This window comes from Xanthomonas sp. NCPPB 2922 (assembly GCF_041520885.1).
GTDB classification, from domain to species: Bacteria; Pseudomonadota; Gammaproteobacteria; order Xanthomonadales; family Xanthomonadaceae; genus Xanthomonas; species Xanthomonas campestris.
Map to the genome: position 1 here is coordinate 23,608 of NZ_JBGOFY010000029.1, position 16,285 is coordinate 39,892.

11 protein-coding genes and 1 pseudogene are annotated in these 16,285 nt (G+C 65.3%); 3 read left to right on the top strand and 9 right to left on the bottom strand.

Annotated features, from left to right (window positions below; genetic code table 11):
• Window positions 1–79: 79 nt before the first annotated feature.
• On the bottom strand, window positions 80–235 hold the full coding sequence (locus ACD584_RS20225) for a DUF2256 domain-containing protein (RefSeq protein WP_076035883.1): 156 nt from the start codon (window positions 233–235) through the stop codon (window positions 80–82).
• A gap of 225 nt (window positions 236–460) precedes the next feature.
• On the opposite strand from ACD584_RS20225, the gene ACD584_RS20230 reads away from it, so the two are divergent.
• Window positions 461–883 (top strand): hypothetical protein, encoded by a 423-nt coding sequence (locus tag ACD584_RS20230; protein WP_076035884.1) that lies wholly within the window; start codon window positions 461–463, stop codon window positions 881–883.
• 185 nt (window positions 884–1,068) lie between these two features.
• A complete protein-coding gene (locus tag ACD584_RS20235; RefSeq protein ID WP_175611792.1) occupies window positions 1,069–1,455 on the top strand; it encodes a VOC family protein in 387 nt (128 codons plus the stop codon).
• Between the two features lie 46 nt (window positions 1,456–1,501).
• Here ACD584_RS20235 and ACD584_RS20240 read toward each other — a convergent pair whose 3' ends face one another.
• From ACD584_RS20240 to ACD584_RS20270, 7 genes are all read right to left on the bottom strand, one after another.
• A complete protein-coding gene (locus ACD584_RS20240; RefSeq protein WP_011039177.1) occupies window positions 1,502–2,608 on the bottom strand; it encodes a type I restriction endonuclease in 1,107 nt (368 codons plus the stop codon).
• Window positions 2,609–2,810: 202 nt separating this feature from the next.
• On the bottom strand, window positions 2,811–4,274 hold the full coding sequence (locus ACD584_RS20245; RefSeq protein WP_076035886.1) for a mannitol dehydrogenase family protein: 1,464 nt from the start codon (window positions 4,272–4,274) through the stop codon (window positions 2,811–2,813).
• A gap of 112 nt (window positions 4,275–4,386) precedes the next feature.
• Window positions 4,387–7,077 (bottom strand): glycoside hydrolase family 3 protein, encoded by a 2,691-nt coding sequence (locus tag ACD584_RS20250; protein ID WP_116923795.1) that lies wholly within the window; start codon window positions 7,075–7,077, stop codon window positions 4,387–4,389.
• A 2-nt stretch (window positions 7,078–7,079) separates the two neighbouring features.
• Complete coding sequence (locus tag ACD584_RS20255) at window positions 7,080–8,762, bottom strand: glycoside hydrolase family 43 protein (RefSeq protein WP_175611794.1); 1,683 nt, start codon at window positions 8,760–8,762, stop codon at window positions 7,080–7,082.
• A 20-nt stretch (window positions 8,763–8,782) separates the two neighbouring features.
• Window positions 8,783–10,042, bottom strand: coding sequence for a D-mannonate dehydratase ManD (gene manD / locus ACD584_RS20260; RefSeq protein ID WP_011039173.1), 1,260 nt, complete (start codon window positions 10,040–10,042; stop codon window positions 8,783–8,785).
• Window positions 10,043–10,053: 11 nt separating this feature from the next.
• A complete protein-coding gene (locus ACD584_RS20265; protein ID WP_076035888.1) occupies window positions 10,054–12,018 on the bottom strand; it encodes a sialate O-acetylesterase in 1,965 nt (654 codons plus the stop codon).
• Window positions 12,015–14,225 (bottom strand): alpha-glucuronidase family glycosyl hydrolase, encoded by a 2,211-nt coding sequence (locus ACD584_RS20270; RefSeq protein WP_267130803.1) that lies wholly within the window; start codon window positions 14,223–14,225, stop codon window positions 12,015–12,017. The genes ACD584_RS20265 and ACD584_RS20270 overlap by 4 nt, the downstream gene beginning before the upstream one ends.
• Before the next feature lie 161 nt (window positions 14,226–14,386).
• On the opposite strand from ACD584_RS20270, the gene ACD584_RS20275 reads away from it, so the two are divergent.
• Window positions 14,387–15,472, top strand: a complete 1,086-nt coding sequence (locus ACD584_RS20275; RefSeq protein WP_029216879.1) for a LacI family DNA-binding transcriptional regulator — start codon at window positions 14,387–14,389, stop codon at window positions 15,470–15,472.
• 65 nt (window positions 15,473–15,537) lie between these two features.
• On the opposite strand, the pseudogene ACD584_RS20280 reads toward ACD584_RS20275, so the two are convergent.
• Window positions 15,538–16,285: pseudogene (locus ACD584_RS20280) on the bottom strand (xylose isomerase); the annotation flags it as partial.

The window sequence follows — 16,285 nt, forward strand, 5'->3', positions numbered from 1 at the left end:
CCGCGGCTTGCCAAGCCGGTGCCCTCGCTCGCTACAACGCGGTACGTTGGAAAGGGGCGCCGCGCAAACTCAACGGACCTCAGCTGCTCGGCTGAGCCTTACGCGCATGACGGCAGCGATCGGAACAGTACTTCACCTCGTCCCAGACACGCTCCCACTTCTTGCGCCAACGAAACGGTCGTCCGCAGTGAACGCAAACCTTCTCTGGCAAGTGTTGTTTCTTGGGCGCTGCCATGTGGGTGCTGACTCAAGAGGCATGGCGATGAGGTCTCAAGCATGTCATAGCCATGTACCGTAACCATGCCTCGGGAATGAACCGCTCACGAGGTGACATGGCCAGTCATCTGGCAGGCCACAACTTCGGGCCCATTGTCTATAGTAGGGGGCCGCTGGCAGGCGCCTGCTCTGTGGACCCACCCCGAGCGATGAAGCGCAGGCTTCGTCTCAGACAAGGACGGTCGTGAAAGTATCTCTCCTCGTGTTATCTGCACTGCTCTATGGCATTGCGCTCTGTCTTCCCGCATTGCATGGAAGCAACGATCAACTTGGCGGTTTCGTCATTTTGCTGCTTGGCTGGATCCAGCTGGTCGATGGCCAATGTATCGCCTGGTTAAGCAACCCATTGTTCTTCCTGGCGTGGCTTTGTTACTTCCTCAAACTGGACAAGTTGGCTGCGGCCTTGCTGGTATCAGCCTGCCTGATCGGACTGGATACCTTTCGCGCAACCAGGTTCGACAAGAACGAGGCCGGTCATCAGGTCATGATCGATCACGTGGGCGCCGCGTTCTACGTGTGGGAGTTGAGCTTTCTGATCCTGCTTGCAGTGGTGCTGATGCGTCTTTTGAAGAAGAACGCCGCCATGCGAAGTGATCAGGCGGTTTGAGGGAGCGGGCGGCACTATCTGCAAGCGACAATGTGATGATGAAACCTGGGCCGCTGGCAGGTTCTGAGCTGCGTGGTGAATCAGGTAAATCGCAGGGCGGTGCCGTGCACACCGCTTGGGCTGTTACGCCGCCAATGATCGCCGTAATGTGTTCAGCACTGATCCCTTGGACAGAGGAGACAAGAATGAATGCCAGCGCCAATGTCGGTGACCAGACCATCTCGATCCTCCCCAGCCGCTCGATTGCGCAGACGCTGACGTTCTATCGCGCGCTTGGCTTTACCGGCGATGCGCACCCGCATGATGCGGGCTACGCGATCCTGCAGCGCGGCGATGTGGAGCTGCACTTCTTTGCGCATCCGGATCTGGACCCGGCGGCCTGTTATGCGGGCTGCTATCTGCGCGTGACTGATGTGGATGGGGTCTATGCCGCGATGCGCGCGGCGGCGCTTCCGGCACAAGGCATCCCACGGATCGATCCGCTCAGCGACAAGCCCTGGGGCATGCGCGAATTTGCGATTGTGGATGAGAGCGGCAATTTGCTGCGGATCGGGCAACAGCTCGAGCCGTGACACGCCGGGAGATTATGACGCCCGGCGCGTGGAGTGCTGAGGCCGACTAAGCACAGTCTTCCTGTGGCAAATACGCTGCGACAGTGGCGCGAATCTTTTCTGCGAAATTATAAATATCGTCGATCGAACCGAGATCGATCTGCTCCTCTTCCTTGGCCGCATTGAAAAGCCCAAGCCGGAGCTTTTGAGGGTTGTTGAACCGAAGTCTGCAGATCGGCTTCCGATTGTTGTCGTCCAGGAGGATGGCGCAATAGCTTTGAGCATCCCTCATAAAGACGCGTCTTCCAGGAATGGCTTCGCGTACGATCGCTCTGACAACGTGAAAGCCTTCGATCTCTTCCGGCGTTGTGACGATCAGTGGATCAGGAGCAAGTGAGGCTGCCGCCGTAGGCTGATCTGCGGGGACATGCGAGATGTGATCACCGATCAAGGCAGTTTCAGGTGCCATGGCACCTTTAAGCCGTTCATTGATTCGCTCACTGACCAGCTGATCGAACGCGCGGCGCGTGATCGCTGTGAATTGATCGCGGATCGCCGGCGTAAAGCGTCTTGTTCCGACCAGATCAGCCGAGACCAGCTTGACGAATTCTTCGGTAGGCTGATGCATCCATTCTGCCAGACGTGTCTGGATAGCGCGTGTGTACTTCAATTCATTCGCGGTCGTCAGGATCGTGTCTAAGTCAAACGCCGACTTGGCAAACTTTTTGAGTTCTTCGACATCGCGTTCTTTGAAATCAAGGACGTTGAATTCGAAGAACGGCTTTTCATCCATCTTGTTCGGCTGTTCTAGGTCAGTGAAAAACCTGTAGACCAAGCCGTTCGTCAAAACACCAAAGCGTGCCGCAGTGACGTGGAAGTAGCGAAATAGCTGGCCTGCATGATTGATGCTTAGCTCGGCACCCGCTTTCTTACACTCGAAAAGAATGATGGGTTTGCCATCGCGAAGAATCGCATAGTCGACTTTCTCGCCTTTCTTCGTGCCGACATCGGCAACGATTTCCGGCGTGACTTCGAGTGGATCGAAAACATTGTATCCAAGAATTTGGATGAGGGGCATCACCATTGCATTCTTGGTGGCCTCTTCTGTCTGAATTAACGCGCGTGTCGTACTGATGCGTGTCGCAAGCACACGCAACTGATCAATAAAATCCATCTAACCCGCTCCCTTCCCCTGTTGTGTAATTTTTACCACAGCAAAGCGACGAGAACGCAATAGGCACAAGTTTTGTGGTTGACGCATGGATCAGTTCGCTAGGACTCGTCGGGGGAGAGCGAATTGTTTGCATGAGGCCGGATGTGTCAGGACTAACGTTGTCCTGCAATGCATTTGGGTGTGACCGAGGTAAGCGCTTGATCTATGCAGTTGCCAGAAGCTGTTGTACATCTGCCGGCCGCGCAGTTTGGAAGAGGGCATACGCCTGCTGTAGCGCTTCTACAAAACGCTCGTCAGCAGACAGCGGCGCAAACGCTGCGTCAACTGTGAGAAATGCAGCGATATCCCGGTGTGCGTCGCCGGTTGCGATACGGCCGATCGCACTTAGCTGTTCGCCCAGCGGATCAACCAACGCAACACCCGCGTGTGCTTGCCTGCGCACAAAGTGCAGCCAGGCTGCGACCGGCAAGCAGAGGCGATCGATGCGGCGGCCGGCGGTGAGTGCGTCGGCAATGGTGCCGAGCAGGCGCACCGGAATCTTCTGCGAGCCGTCCCAGGCGATCTGGGCCAGCAGGTGGCGGATGGCGGGGTTGCGGAAGCGGGCCAGGATGGCCTCGCTGTAGCGGTGCGGGTCGAAGCCGGGCATCGGCGCCAGGCTGGGAGCGATGTCCTCGCGCATCAGCGTTGCGACGAAGCTGGCCAGCGGCGTGTGCTGCATGGCATCGGCCACGGTCTCCAGCTGCAGCAGGCTGCCGAGGTAGGCGAGCGCCGAGTGCGGGCCGTTGAGCAGGCGCAGCTTGGCGCGCGCGTAGCCGGCGATATCGTCGCTGAGCGTGACGCCTGCGCGTTCGAACGCCGGGCGGCCGTTGCAGAAGCGGTCTTCGATCACCCACTGGGTGTAGCGCTCCCGCTGGATCGGCCAGGCGTCGTGCAGGCCGGTCTGTGCGAGCACTTGCGCGCGTAGCGCCTCGTCGGTGGCAGGGGTGATGCTGTCCACCATCGAGCGCGGAAAGCTGACGTGCTGTTCGATCCAGGCGGCGAGCGCGGGATCGCGTTGCTGCGCAAGCAGCACGGTGGCGCGGCGCAGCAGGCTGCCGTTGTCGGCCAGGTTGTCGCAGCTGAGCACGGTGAACGGTGCGCGACCGTGCTGCCTGCGTGCATGCAGGCCGGCGACCAGGTAGCCGATCGCGCTGCGCGGTGTCTGCGGATGCGCAAGGTCGTGCACGATATCGGGGTGGCTGAGGTCCAACGTGTCGCCTGCCAGGCAATAGCCTTTTTCGGTGACGGTGAGCGTGACCAGACGCACTGCCGGATCGGCGAGGCGGGCGAGCACGGCAGGTTGCTCATCGCTGGCGCAGAGCACTTCGGCGATGGCACCGATCACGCGCAGCTGTGGCTGTGCATCGAGCAGTGCAAGCGTGTACAGGCCGTCCTGCGGGCGCAGCGCGTCGCGCACCTGCGGGTTGTGCAGCGACACCGCGCAGATGGCCCAGGCGGGGTCGTCGGCGAGCAGATCATCGATGTAGACGGCCTGGTGCGCGCGGTGGAAGGCGCCGGCGCCCAGGTGGACGATGCCGATGGTGGTGTGTTTGGGAGTGTAGTTGGGAGTGAGGACGGTGGCAGGTAGGTGGGCGAGTGTTGCGATGGAGAGCGTTGGAATTGGCATGGGTGTTTGTTTGAAATCGTGGGGTGCTGCAAGTTCGATTGGTGGCCGTACCCTCACCCCCAACCCCTCTCCCGACGTGAGAGGGGCTTTGATTCCGCGGCGTGCGGTGGGATCAGTTTGCGGTGACGGTGAAGCGTTGTTTGCTGCGGATGTCTGCGCTGGAGGCGCCGATCTGCAGCTCGTAGGCGCCTGGGTCCACGGCGTACGCTTTTGTCTGCTCGTCGTAAATACGCTGCGCCTCGCGCGGGGTGATGGTGAAGCTCACCTCGCGGTGTTCGCCCGGTTGCAGGGTGATGCGCTGGAAGCCGCGCAACTCCTTGCGTGCGCGTTCACGCTGCGGGTTGAGCGGGTGCAGATACAGCTGCACCACTTCATCGCCGGCTCGCTGGCCGGTGTTCTTCACCGACACGGTGGCGCGCAGCGTGCCATCGGCGGCGACGGTGGTGCGGTCCAGCCGCAGGTTCGAATACGCAAACTGCGTGTAGGCCAGGCCATGGCCAAACGGGTACAGCGGCTTGCCGTCGAAGTAGCGGTAGGTGCGCCCGCGCATGGCGTAATCGTCGAAGGCCGGCAGGCGTTCGTCTTCCTTGTAGAAGGTGATCGGCAGGCGCCCGCCCGGGCTGGCCTGGCCGAACAGCACATCGCCCACTGCGGTGCCGCCGCGTTGGCCGGGGTACCAGGCCAGCAGGATGGCGGGCACGTGTTGCTGCGCCCAGTCGATGGCCAATGCGGAGCCAGTGGTGAGCACCGCGACCACTGGCGTGCCGGTGGCCTGCAGTGCCTGCAATAGCTCGCGTTGGGGTTTGGGCAGTCGCGTGTCGGTGCGGTCGCCGCCGGCAAAACCGGGGTAATTGACGTCCATTTCCTCACCTTCGACATCGCCGGTGAGGCCGCCGACAAACACCACCACATCGGCATTGCGCGCGGCATCCACGGCTTCCTGCAACGGCGGTTTGGCGCCGGGCATGCGCCAGGCCAGGCGTACGCCGGCATCGCGGGTGGCTTCGTAATATTCCACGCGCAGGTCGTAGGCCTTGCCGGCCTGCAGCGCCACGGTGGCGGTGCCGCTCCGCATGCGCGGCGCATCGCTCCACTGGTCGATGAGCGGCTTGCCATCCAGATACAGGCGCACGCCGTCGTCGGCGGCAATCTGCAGCTCGTAGTTCCCCGAGACCGGCGGCAGCAACTGGCCGTGCCAGCGCACGCTGAAGTCGTCCTTGCCGAGCGCCTGGCCGGGCTGTAGTTCGCCGCGGCCGACCGCATCGTCGGTGGGCGCATTGCGGTCCCAACGGAAGGCGATGCGCGGGTCGATGCGGGTGAGCACCGGCTGGCCTGCCAGTGCACGGCCACGGAAGTAGTCACCGGTAAGGCCGTTCTGGCTGGCACCGGCAGCCGGGCGCAGGTAGCGCGCGTCGATCGGTGCGGCCGCGTTGGGGTCTTCGCGGCCTTCCACCAGGTCGCTGCCGCGTGCATACACCACCTCGGCCTGCGGGGCGGCGTCGCGGATGCCTTGCAGGATGGTGACCGGCGCGGCCGGTGTGCCGTAGTAGTTGCCCAGCAGCGACATCGGGTCGTCGGCAGTGGGGCCGACCACGGCAATGCGCTTGAGCGTGGGCTTGAGTGGCAGCAGGCCGTCGTTTTTCAGCAGTACCAGCGATTCGCGTGCGGTGCGCCGGGCCAGTGCATCGTGCTGCGGCGATTGATTGGCCGAGGCCGGGATCTGCGCCCACGGCACCTTGGCCGGCGGGTCGAACATGCCCAGCCGCAGGCGCGCGGCCATCAGCCGTGTCAGCGACCGATCGATGGTGGCTTCATCGATCAGGCCGGCACGCACCGCAGCGGGCAAGGCGGCGTAAGTGTCGCCACAATCCAGGTCGGTGCCGTGCTTGACGCCGAGTGCGGCGGCGGCTTCGGGCGTGGGCACGATCTTGTGGTTCTGCCAGATGTCGCGGATGGCCGCGCAGTCGCTGACGATGTAGCCACCGAACCCCCAATCACGGCGCAGGATGCCTTCCAGCCGCGTGCTGGCCGATGCGGACTCGCCGTTGACGCGGTTATAGGCGCCCATTACTGCTGCGACGTGGCCTTCCTGCACCAGCGCCTGGAAGGCGGGCAGATAGGTCTCGTAGAGATCGCGCTCGCTGGGATGCACGTCGAAATGATGACGATCCGCCTCCGGGCCACTGTGCACCGCGTAATGCTTGGCGGTGGCATCGAGCTTGCGATATGGCCCCTGCTGCGCCTGCAGGCCCTGCACGAAGGTGACACCCATGCGCGCGGTGAGGAACGGATCCTCGCCATAAGTTTCCTGTCCACGGCCCCAGCGCGGGTCACGGAAGATGTTGATGTTGGGCGACCAGAACGTGAGCCCCTGGTAACGCTTGTGCTCGCCGCGCGCCAGGAAGGCATGGTGCTTGGCGCGTGCTTCGTCGCTGATGGCGGTAGCCACCTCGGCCATCAACGGGGTATCGAACGTGGCCGCCAGGCCAATCGCCTGCGGAAACACCGTGGCACCGCCGGCGCGGGCCACGCCATGCAGGGCTTCGTTCCACCAATCGTATTCGGGCACCTGCAGGCGCGGGATGGCCGGCGCGGCGTTCTGCATCTGCGCGGCCTTTTCCTCCAGCGTCATGCGCGATACCAGATCGGCGGCGCGCGCCTGCAGCGGTTGCGTGGGGTCCAGGTACGGCGGCGGTGGCGTCGCGGCATGCGTGCTGCCGGCGGCCACGCCGAGCGCCAGCAACAGGCCGCGCGCCAGGGCACGGTGCGGCACGCGGGCGTGCGGGGCAGGGTGGGAATGCATGCTCAATCCTCCTTGGTGCGATCTGGGTCCAGCTGGGCGAAGGGCCCGATCGTGCTGCCGACAAAGCCGCCGGCCTGTGCAGTGCTCAGCATGCTGGCGTCGTCGTGACGCTGCAGCCATTGCCAGCCGTGCCCGGTTGCATCGAAGGCAAAGCTGTAGCGCCCGCCATCGCCGCTGATCTGCAGCCGCAATGGGGCGGTGGTGACCGGGATGCGCGCACGCGCCAGGGTGGTGGTGCGCGTGCCGTCGCGCTTGTCCACGAAGACCTCCGCGCCATCGCCATCTCGGCGTACGCCCAGCGTGTACCACGCGTTGGAATTCTGCACCGCGGCCAGGCCGGCGCTGATGCCCGCATCAGCTGGCAACTCCAGCGCGGTGCTGGCGGTGAAGTGCGTGTGCTGCTGGCGCCGCGCCAGAAACGCCGGGTTGCCGGTGCTGGCCAGTCCTTGCGGTGTGGCGTGCAGGGTGAGCCAGCCCGGACGTGCACGCAGGTCGGCCCAGTCATGCTTGGGTACGCGCAACGACAGCCATTCGCGCTGCGGCGTGGTGCTGTCGAACCCGTCGCGCCAGGTGAAGTTGCCGGACAACGGCGTTTGGTCGGTGCGCGCCGGCGTGCCGTGCGGTGCCTTGGCGATGTAGGGAATCGGTGCACCAGGGGCCAGGATCGACGGCCAGCCATCGCGCCAATGCACCGGCAGCAGGAAGGTTTCGCGCCCGGTGTTGTAGCGGTCGTCCGCGTAGGGCCGGCTGACCAGGAACACCGCCCACCACTGCCCGTCGGGCGTGTCCACCAGGTCGACATGGCCGGCATTGCTGATCGGCTGCGCGCGCCCGGCAGGCAGGTCGCGCTGGGTGAGGATGGGGTTGTGCGGCGCGGGCGCGTACGGGCCCCACACGTTGCGACTACGCAGCACCACTTGTGAATGCTGCGGCCCGGTGCCGCCTTCGGCGCACGACAGGTAGTACCAGCCATCGCGTTGGTAGAGGTGCGGGCCTTCGATCCAGATCGGCTTGCTGGCCAGGTCCACGCCGCCGTTGAGCAGCACCTTGCGTGGGCCCACCGGCTGGTGGGTGGCCAGATCAAACCGTTGCATCCAGATGGCGCGGTGGCCTTCGTACAACGGCGTGCCTTCCGGCGGGCCGTTGTTGAGCAGGTACGCGCTGCCATCGGTATCGAAGAACAACGACGGGTCGATGCCGTCCACGCCGGGCAGCCAGCTGAGCGTGGACCACGGCCCGGCCGCACTGGTTGCGCTGGCAATGAAGTTGCCGCCGCTATCCACTGCGGTGCCCACCACATAGAACCGCCCGGCATGGTGGCGGATGCTGGCGGCAAACATGCCGCGCGACACGCCCAGGCCATCGTAATCAAGCTGCTCACGCCGCTCGACCACATTGCCGACCTGCGTCCAATGCACCAGGTCCGTGCTCTCGAATACCGGAATCGCCGGGAAATACGCAAAGGTGGAATTGACCAGGTAATAGCGCTCGCCCACGCGCGTGATGCTGGGATCGGGATAGAACCCGGCCAGGATCGGATTGCGGTAATGCCCGGCCGGCAGTGGCGTGGCGAACACCGGGTCATCGCCGCGGTACTCGAACCAGTCAAACGCCACGGCCTGCTTCGGCGCCGCTGGCTGCGCGTGCGCCACCAGCGGTGCGGCCAACGCCACGCTCACAGCCAGCAGTAACGCACGCATGCGCTTCACCAGTCCCACATCGCGCCGTCTTCCAGACGCGCGATCGGCAACTGCTTGGGCACGTAGGGGTACTTCGCGGCCAGGGTTTCATCGATGTCCACGCCATGCCCGGGCGTTTCGCCGCAATGCAGGCGCCCGTCGCGGAACACGTAGTCGTGCGGGAACACCGCATTGGCCTCGTCGGAATGGAACATGTATTCCTGGATGCCGAAATTGGGCACCCAGGTGTCGAAGTGCAGGGCCGCGCCCATGCACACCGGCGACAGATCGGTGGCACCGTGGAAGCCGGTGCGCACCTGATGCAGCGCGGCGAAATCGGCCAGCCTGCGCACGTGCGTGATGCCGCCGGCATGGACAATGGTGGTGCGGATGTAGTCGATCAGCTGTTGCTCGATCAGGTGCTTGCAGTCCCAGAGCGAATTGAACACCTCGCCCACCGCCAGCGGCGTCACCGTGTGCTGGCGAATCACTTCGAACGCGCGCTGGTTCTCCGCCGGGGTGGCGTCCTCCAGCCAGAACAGGCGGTACGGCTCCAGGTCGCGGCCTAGGCGCGCGGCTTCGATCGGCGTGAGGCGGTGGTGCGCATCGTGCAGCAATTCGATCTCATCGCCGTGGTCGGCGCGCAGCTGCTCGAACAACTTCGGCACCACCCCCAGGTAGCGCGGCGTGGACCACACGGTTTCGGTGGGCAATTCGCTTTCAGCCGGCTCGTACGGCTTGCCACCGCTGGAGATACCGTAGGTCTTCTTGATGCCGGGCACGCCGCATTGCGCGCGGATGGCGATGAAGCCCATCTCGCGGAAGCGGCCCACCTCGTCGCTGGTTTCGGCGATGTCGCGGCCGTTGGCATGGCCGTAAACCAGCGCACCTTCGCGCGAGCGCCCGCCCAGCAACTGGTACAGCGGCAGGCCGGCCATCTTGCCCAGGATGTCCCACAACGCCACGTCCACCGCGGCAATCGCGCTCATCGTCACCGGCCCGCGCCGCCAGTACGCACCACGGTAGAAGAACTGCCAGATGTCTTCGATACGCCCGGCATCGCGGCCAATCAGGTTCGGCACCAGGTGTTCCTGCAGGTACGCTGCCACCGCCAGTTCGCGGCCGTTGAGCGTGGCATCGCCCAGCCCGGTGATGCCCGAGCGGGTGCGGATCTTCAAGGTGACGAAGTTGCGCCCCGGGCAGGTGACGATGACGCGCGCCTCGACGATCTCGCGATCGCGGGCCGAGCCTTGCAGCGGGGAGGGGGAGTCGACGGTCTGTGACATCGGGGTCTCGCTCATCGGGAAGTGGCGGCAGTGATGGGAAGTTCGAACGGGCCTGCAGGCAGGCCGCTGCGGTCGTACAAAGTGCACACCGGGCTGTCGGCCCAGCAGTAGCGCGCGCGCGTGGCCTGCAGGTCGGCCGGCACGCGCAGCGTCACGGTGTCACCGTGCACGCTGGCCGGCGCGTAGCGGCAACTGCCGCTGGCCGCGCCGCAGACCTCGAAGCCGATCGGCGCGCTGGCACTGTAGCTTTGCAAGGCAGTGTCCACGGCATCGAAGCGCACGCGCAGGGCCTCGCCATCGCGTTGCACATCGCGCGGTACCGGGCCGGAAGCGGCAATCGCCTCGCCATACACCACATGCCGCGCCGCACGTGCCAGGCGGCGGCCCAGCTCCTGCTTGTTGGCCGGATGAATGTCGTAGCGGTCGCCGATATCGATGGCCACCGCCAGCCCGGCATGCGCATCACCAGCCACGAAGCGGCGCTGCGCCTCGCGGAGCTGCGCCCAGCCGCTTTCCACCGGTTCGGTAGGCGGCATGCCGTAGTTGGCCAGCTGCACCACCAGCAGCGGCAACTGCGCGCCGAAGCGCTGCCGCCAGTCGCGCCGCCAGGCGTCGAGCAAGGCCGGGTAGTGCGCCGCATCGCCGGCATTGGATTCACCCTGGTACCAGAGCACGCCGCGCAGGCCCAGCTGGCCGAGCGGGGCGATCATGCCGTTGTACAAGGTGGTCAGCCCGGCCGCCGACGACCAGGGCGCACGGGGCGGCGTGCCCACTGCGGTGGGCACGATCTGGTACTGCCAGGGGCGATCCAGCGGCACGCGGCTGCCATCGGCAAGCTGCAGCACACGCGAGGACGCATCGCCCAGTAACCCCCCACGGCGATACGTATTGAGCACGTTGAGCACAATGCTGTTGCGCCCGGCCTGCAGCTGCCCGCGTGGCACGCTGTAGCGGCGCGGCTGGTCGGCGCCGTAGCTGCTGCCCACCGCATGGCCGTTGACCCAGGTCTGGTCCAGTTCGTCCACCGGCCCGAGGAGCAGCGTGGCGTCCTGCGCGGCCTGCGCCGCGGTCAGCTCGACAGTGCTGCGGTACCAGACCATGCCGTTGAAACCGACCAGCTGCGGCACGCCCCACTCGTCCCAGGCACCGAGCGTGGCCGGCGCGGGCTGCCATGCGCCCGGCGCATCCGGCTGCCACGGCGCGCCGTCGCCATGCGCACGCCACCAGGTTTCCCATAACCCGCCCCAGCGTGGTGCGGCATCGGTCGGGCTGGTGGCGTAACGCGCCAGCACGTCCAGCGCGGGGCCATCGTCGCCGGCCGCGCGCAATGCGGCGTCACCGATCCACGCCTGCAGTTGCGAGCCGCCCCACGAAGCATTGATCAAGCCCATCGGCACCGCCACGGTCTTCTGCAGTTCGCGTGCGAAGTAATAGCAAGCTGCCGAGAAATCCTTCACCGTTTCAGGCGTGGTGGGTTGCCAAACGGCAGCGCCAGCGAAGCTGCGCTGCGGGGTCGGGCTGGACTGCGCCGGCACCTTGAACATGCGGATGCTGGGGTGATCGGCGTCAGCGATTTCGCTGCGCGAATCCAGCGTGCGATGCACCTGCAACTCCATGTTGGACTGGCCCGAGCACAGCCAGACATCGCCCACCAGCACATCGTCCAGTTGCTGGGTCACGCCGCCTGCACTGCGCGCACTCAGCGTGTAAGGGCCACCGGCGCCACGCGCCGGCAGGCGTGCCTGCCAATGTCCCTGGCGGTCGGCACGTACCTGCACCTGCTGCTCGCCCAGGCGCAGCGTCACCTGTTCGCCGGCCGGCGCATCGCCCCACAGGCGGATCGGCGCATCGCGTTGCAGCACCATGTGTGGCTGGAATAACGCATGCAGCAATGGCGCATCGGCCGCCGCTGCATGGGAGGGTGCGAGCAACACGCCCAGCGCCGCGATCAATGCCACCCGTGTCTGTGCCCTCATTTCGGGTTCCCCGGTGCGTATGGAAACTTCAGCGCCTGGTAGTACGCCAGCGTATGCGCCGGTGACGCCGTGCCAGCCGGCAACGCACGGCCGGACACCTGCTGGAAGTACGCAATGCTGGCATCGCGCCACCACTGCGCTTCGTCCTGCTGGATCGCCAGGAACGCGGCGATCTGCTGGTAACGCTGCGCATCGATGCGGCCGTGCAGCTGCTGCCACGTTGCACGCATCTGCTGCACTTCATCCACACCGTGGTCGTAATGCCACACCAGCTCGTCCCACAGCGGCCGCCCCGAGGCCATGCGGTGGTCCCATGGCACGTGGTGGAACCACAGCAGGTAACGCTCGGGCACGCGCTGCACGTTGCCGAACACGCGCGCCACCGGCGCGGCATATTGCGCAGCCGCATTGCTGCCACTGGCACTGCGATCAAATCCAATCCCGTTGTGATCAGCACGGTGGTAATACACCGGGTCCCAGTCCGGGCGCTCGCTGCCGGCATCCCACGGCGCCGGACCGTAATGATGGCCACGCCCCATCAGATGATGCAGGCCGAGCGGGGTCATGTAATCCACCACCGCCTCGCGCGAGCGCAGCAACAGGTCCACCACCGGCGTGACCACCGCGCTGTCGTTGGAAAAGCTCATGCGCACCCATTCCTGCGCGATCGCTTCCGGGCGTAGGTCCGGATCCCAGGCCAGCCTTCCGAACGCATACCAGTTGGCCTGGTCGAAGATCGAGCCGCTCCAGTTGCGATCCGCCCCGATGTTGGCCACCCCGGCGATCCCGGTCAGCGGCGAGCGCGTGGTGGCCTTGAACAGGCTGCCATCGACCGTCTTTGCCACGGTCGAGCCCTTGCCACGCGCATAGGTATCGGCCTGCAGCGTTTCGGAGAACAGGCTGCCCAGGTAAGCCACATGCGTGGAAAAGCCTAGATATTCCTTGGTGATCTGGAACTCCGGCATCAGTGGCGTCTTGCGCATTGCACCGAACAACGGGTGGAACGGCTCGCGCGGCTGGAAATCGATCGCACCGTTCTTCACCTGCACGATCACGTTGTCGCGGAACGTGCCATCCAGCGGCAGGAATTCGCTATACGCCTGCTTGGCGCGGTCGTCCGGCTGCTCATGCGAATAGACGAACGCACGCCACATCGCCACGCCGCCGTGCGGCGCCAGCGCATCGGCAAGCAGGTTGGCACCGTCGGCGTGGCTGCGGCCGTAATCTTGCGGGCCGGGCTGGCCTTCGGAATTGGCCTTGACCAAAAACCCGCCAAAATCAGGGATGCGCGCATAGATCGCATCGGCCGTTTCACGCCACCAACGCTGCACCTGCGGGTCCAGTGGGTCGGCGGTCTTCAAACCGCCAATCTCGATCGGCGCACTGAAGCGCGCGCTGAGAAACATGCGGATGCCATAGGGGCGAAACACCGTGGCCAGCGCCGCGGCCTTGTCCAGATACTGCGGCGTCAGGCTCCACGCTTTGGCGTTGACGTTGTTGAGCACCGTGCCGTTGATGCCGAGCGAGGCGTTGGCGCGTGCGTAGTCGGTGTAGCGCGGGTCCAGGTAGCCGGGCAGGGTCTGCCAGTTCCACAAGGAGGCGCCGGCATAGCCGCGCTCCACCACGCCATCCAGGTTGTCCCAGTGATTGAGCAGGCGCAGCTGCAGCCGTGGCGTCTGCCGGAGATCCAGCGCGCTCAGCGACTGCCCGGTCTGCACCAGCCGCAGCAGATGGAACGCGCCGTACAACACGCCCACATCGCTGCCGCCAACAATCACGGTCGCCTGGTGCCCATCCACGCGCGTGCTGCGGATCAGGTAGCCCTCGCGCCCCAGCGCCTGGGTTGCCAGGCCCAACGCGGCAATCTGCGGTGTCTGCGCGGTCCCCAGCACGATCGCGCCATCGCGCGTGGCCGCTTGCGTCAGCGCTGGCGCCACACCGAGCAGACCGTGCAGGCCGCGCTGCAACTCGTCACTGGCCGCCTGCAGCGTGGGCGTTGCGCCCAGCACGACCAATTCGCGCGCGCTGCCTTGCTTCTGTGCCGCATCGGGCAATAAATGGTAGCGCAACCATAAATCGTAGCCGTCTTCGGCATGTGCGGTCATCGCCGGCAACACCGCGCTGCACACCAGCAACGCCAGCAGCAGCCAATGCGCGCAGGCGGCCTGCGTGCGCCGCACAAATTTCCTGGTCATGCGTGCGCTCATACCTTGCATCCGGTTGCCTGATCGTGATGTGCGTGCCTGTCGCCGCTCTGCCTGCTTCCCGGTACCATGCGACGCACAGCCAAGCGCGTTGCTCGCCGCTGCACCAGCGCCGCGGTGCGCTTGCATACCGCATGTTCGTCAGCCATTTGAAGAGGCCACGCTTGGAGAAGGTCAGGAAATCGGTCCGCCGCACCAGCCGTGCGATCACCATCAACGAGGTGGCAGCGCTGGCCAAGGTCTCGCCGATGACGGTATCGCGCGTGGTCAACAGCAACGGCAATGTGCGTGATGCCACGCGCGCGCGCGTCATGCGCGCAGTCGACAAACTGGGTTACACCCCGAACCTCGCTGCCAGCGCGTTGGCCGCCGCGCAGAGCACGCGCATCGCATTGATCTACAGCGACCCCAGCGGTGCGTATCTGCGCGAATTGCTGCTCGGCGTGCTGCGTGTGGCCTCGCGCACCTCGATCCAGCTGGTCATCGACTGCTGGGACGATCTGGACGCCGATGCCGAGCGCAAGGCCGCACGCAAGCTCGCCAAGGGCGTGGCCGGTGTGATCCTGCCGCCGCCGCTGTGCGAATCCAAGGCGGCGGTGCTGGAACTGGTGCGTGCCAAGGTGCCGGTGGTGGCGATCGCCTCCAACCATTTCAGCCCGGATGTGGCCTGCGTGCGCATCGACGAATTCGCCGCCGCCAAGGAAATCACCGAGCATCTGATCGCGCAGGGCCACACGCGCATCGGCTATATCGCCGGCCACCCGAACCTGTCGGCCAGCACGCGGCGTTTTGAGGGATTCCAGGCTGCGCTGTCCGATGCCGGCCTGCGTCTGGATCGTCACCTGGTGCAACCCGGCGACTACACCTACCGCTCGGGTCTGCTTGCGGCCGAAAAATTGCTCGCACGCAAGCGGCGCCCCAGCGCGATCTTTGCCAGCAACGACGACATGGCCGCCGCTGCCATTTCGGTCGCGCACCGGCGTGGGCTGGATGTGCCGCGTGATCTGTCGGTGGTCGGCTTCGACGATACCTCTGCCGCCACCGCGGTGTGGCCGGAACTCACCACCGTGCAGCAGCCGATCGCCGCCATGGCCGATGCCGCATTGGACATCTTGTTGAAGACGATTCGCGCCAAGGAGCGGCCCGCGCGGACGATGGTCGATCATGTGGTCGCACACCTGCTGGTCAAGCGGGATTCGGTGGCTGCACCGGCAGCCGACGCGGCAGAGCAGCCCTCCGCCGGGCCGTAAACGCTGTCGCCAGCGTCACGGCATTGCACGCTCGCCCGATGCACTGGGCGAGCAGCAGCGAAACATCAACGCGTCAGGTACTGATTGATCAGGTTCTCGTAGGCTTCCTGGCGGCCGCTGACTTGCGTCGGCTCGCCCTTGCCGGCGGCGTACTTGGCCAGATCCGCCAGCGTGCTGGTGGCGTTGGCAAAGTCTGCGCCCGCGCCGCTGTCGAAGCTGGCGTAACGCTGCGCGCGCCAGGTTTCCAGCGGTGAGGAGGTCAGCAGCGCGTCGGCCACTTCCAGCCCGCGTGCGAACGCATCCATGCCGCCGATGTGGGCCAGGAACAGGTCCTGCGGGTCGGACGATTCACGCCGCACCTTGGCATCGAAGTTCAGCCCGCCCGGGGCCAGCCCGCCCTGCCGCAGCACTACCAGCATCGCGCCGACGGTGTCGTACAGGTCGGTCGGGAACTGGTCGGTGTCCCAGCCGTTTTGCGGATTGCCGCGGTTGGCATCGATGCTGCCAAGCAGGCCGGCATCGCTGGCCACCTGCAGGTCGTGCTCGAAGCTGTGGCCCGAGAGCGTGGCGTGGTTGGCTTCGATATTGAGCTTGAAATCCTGGTCCAGGCCGTGCTGACGCAGGAAGCCGATCACCGTGGCGCTGTCGAAATCGTACTGGTGCTTCATGGGCTCCATTGGCTTGGGCTCGATCAGGAAGTTGCCGGTAAAGCCAATTGCACGGCCGTAGTCGCGCGCCAGGGTGAGGAAGCGCGCCATGTTGTCCTGCTCGCGCTTCATTTGCGTGTTGTGCAGGCAGGCGTAGCCTTCGCGA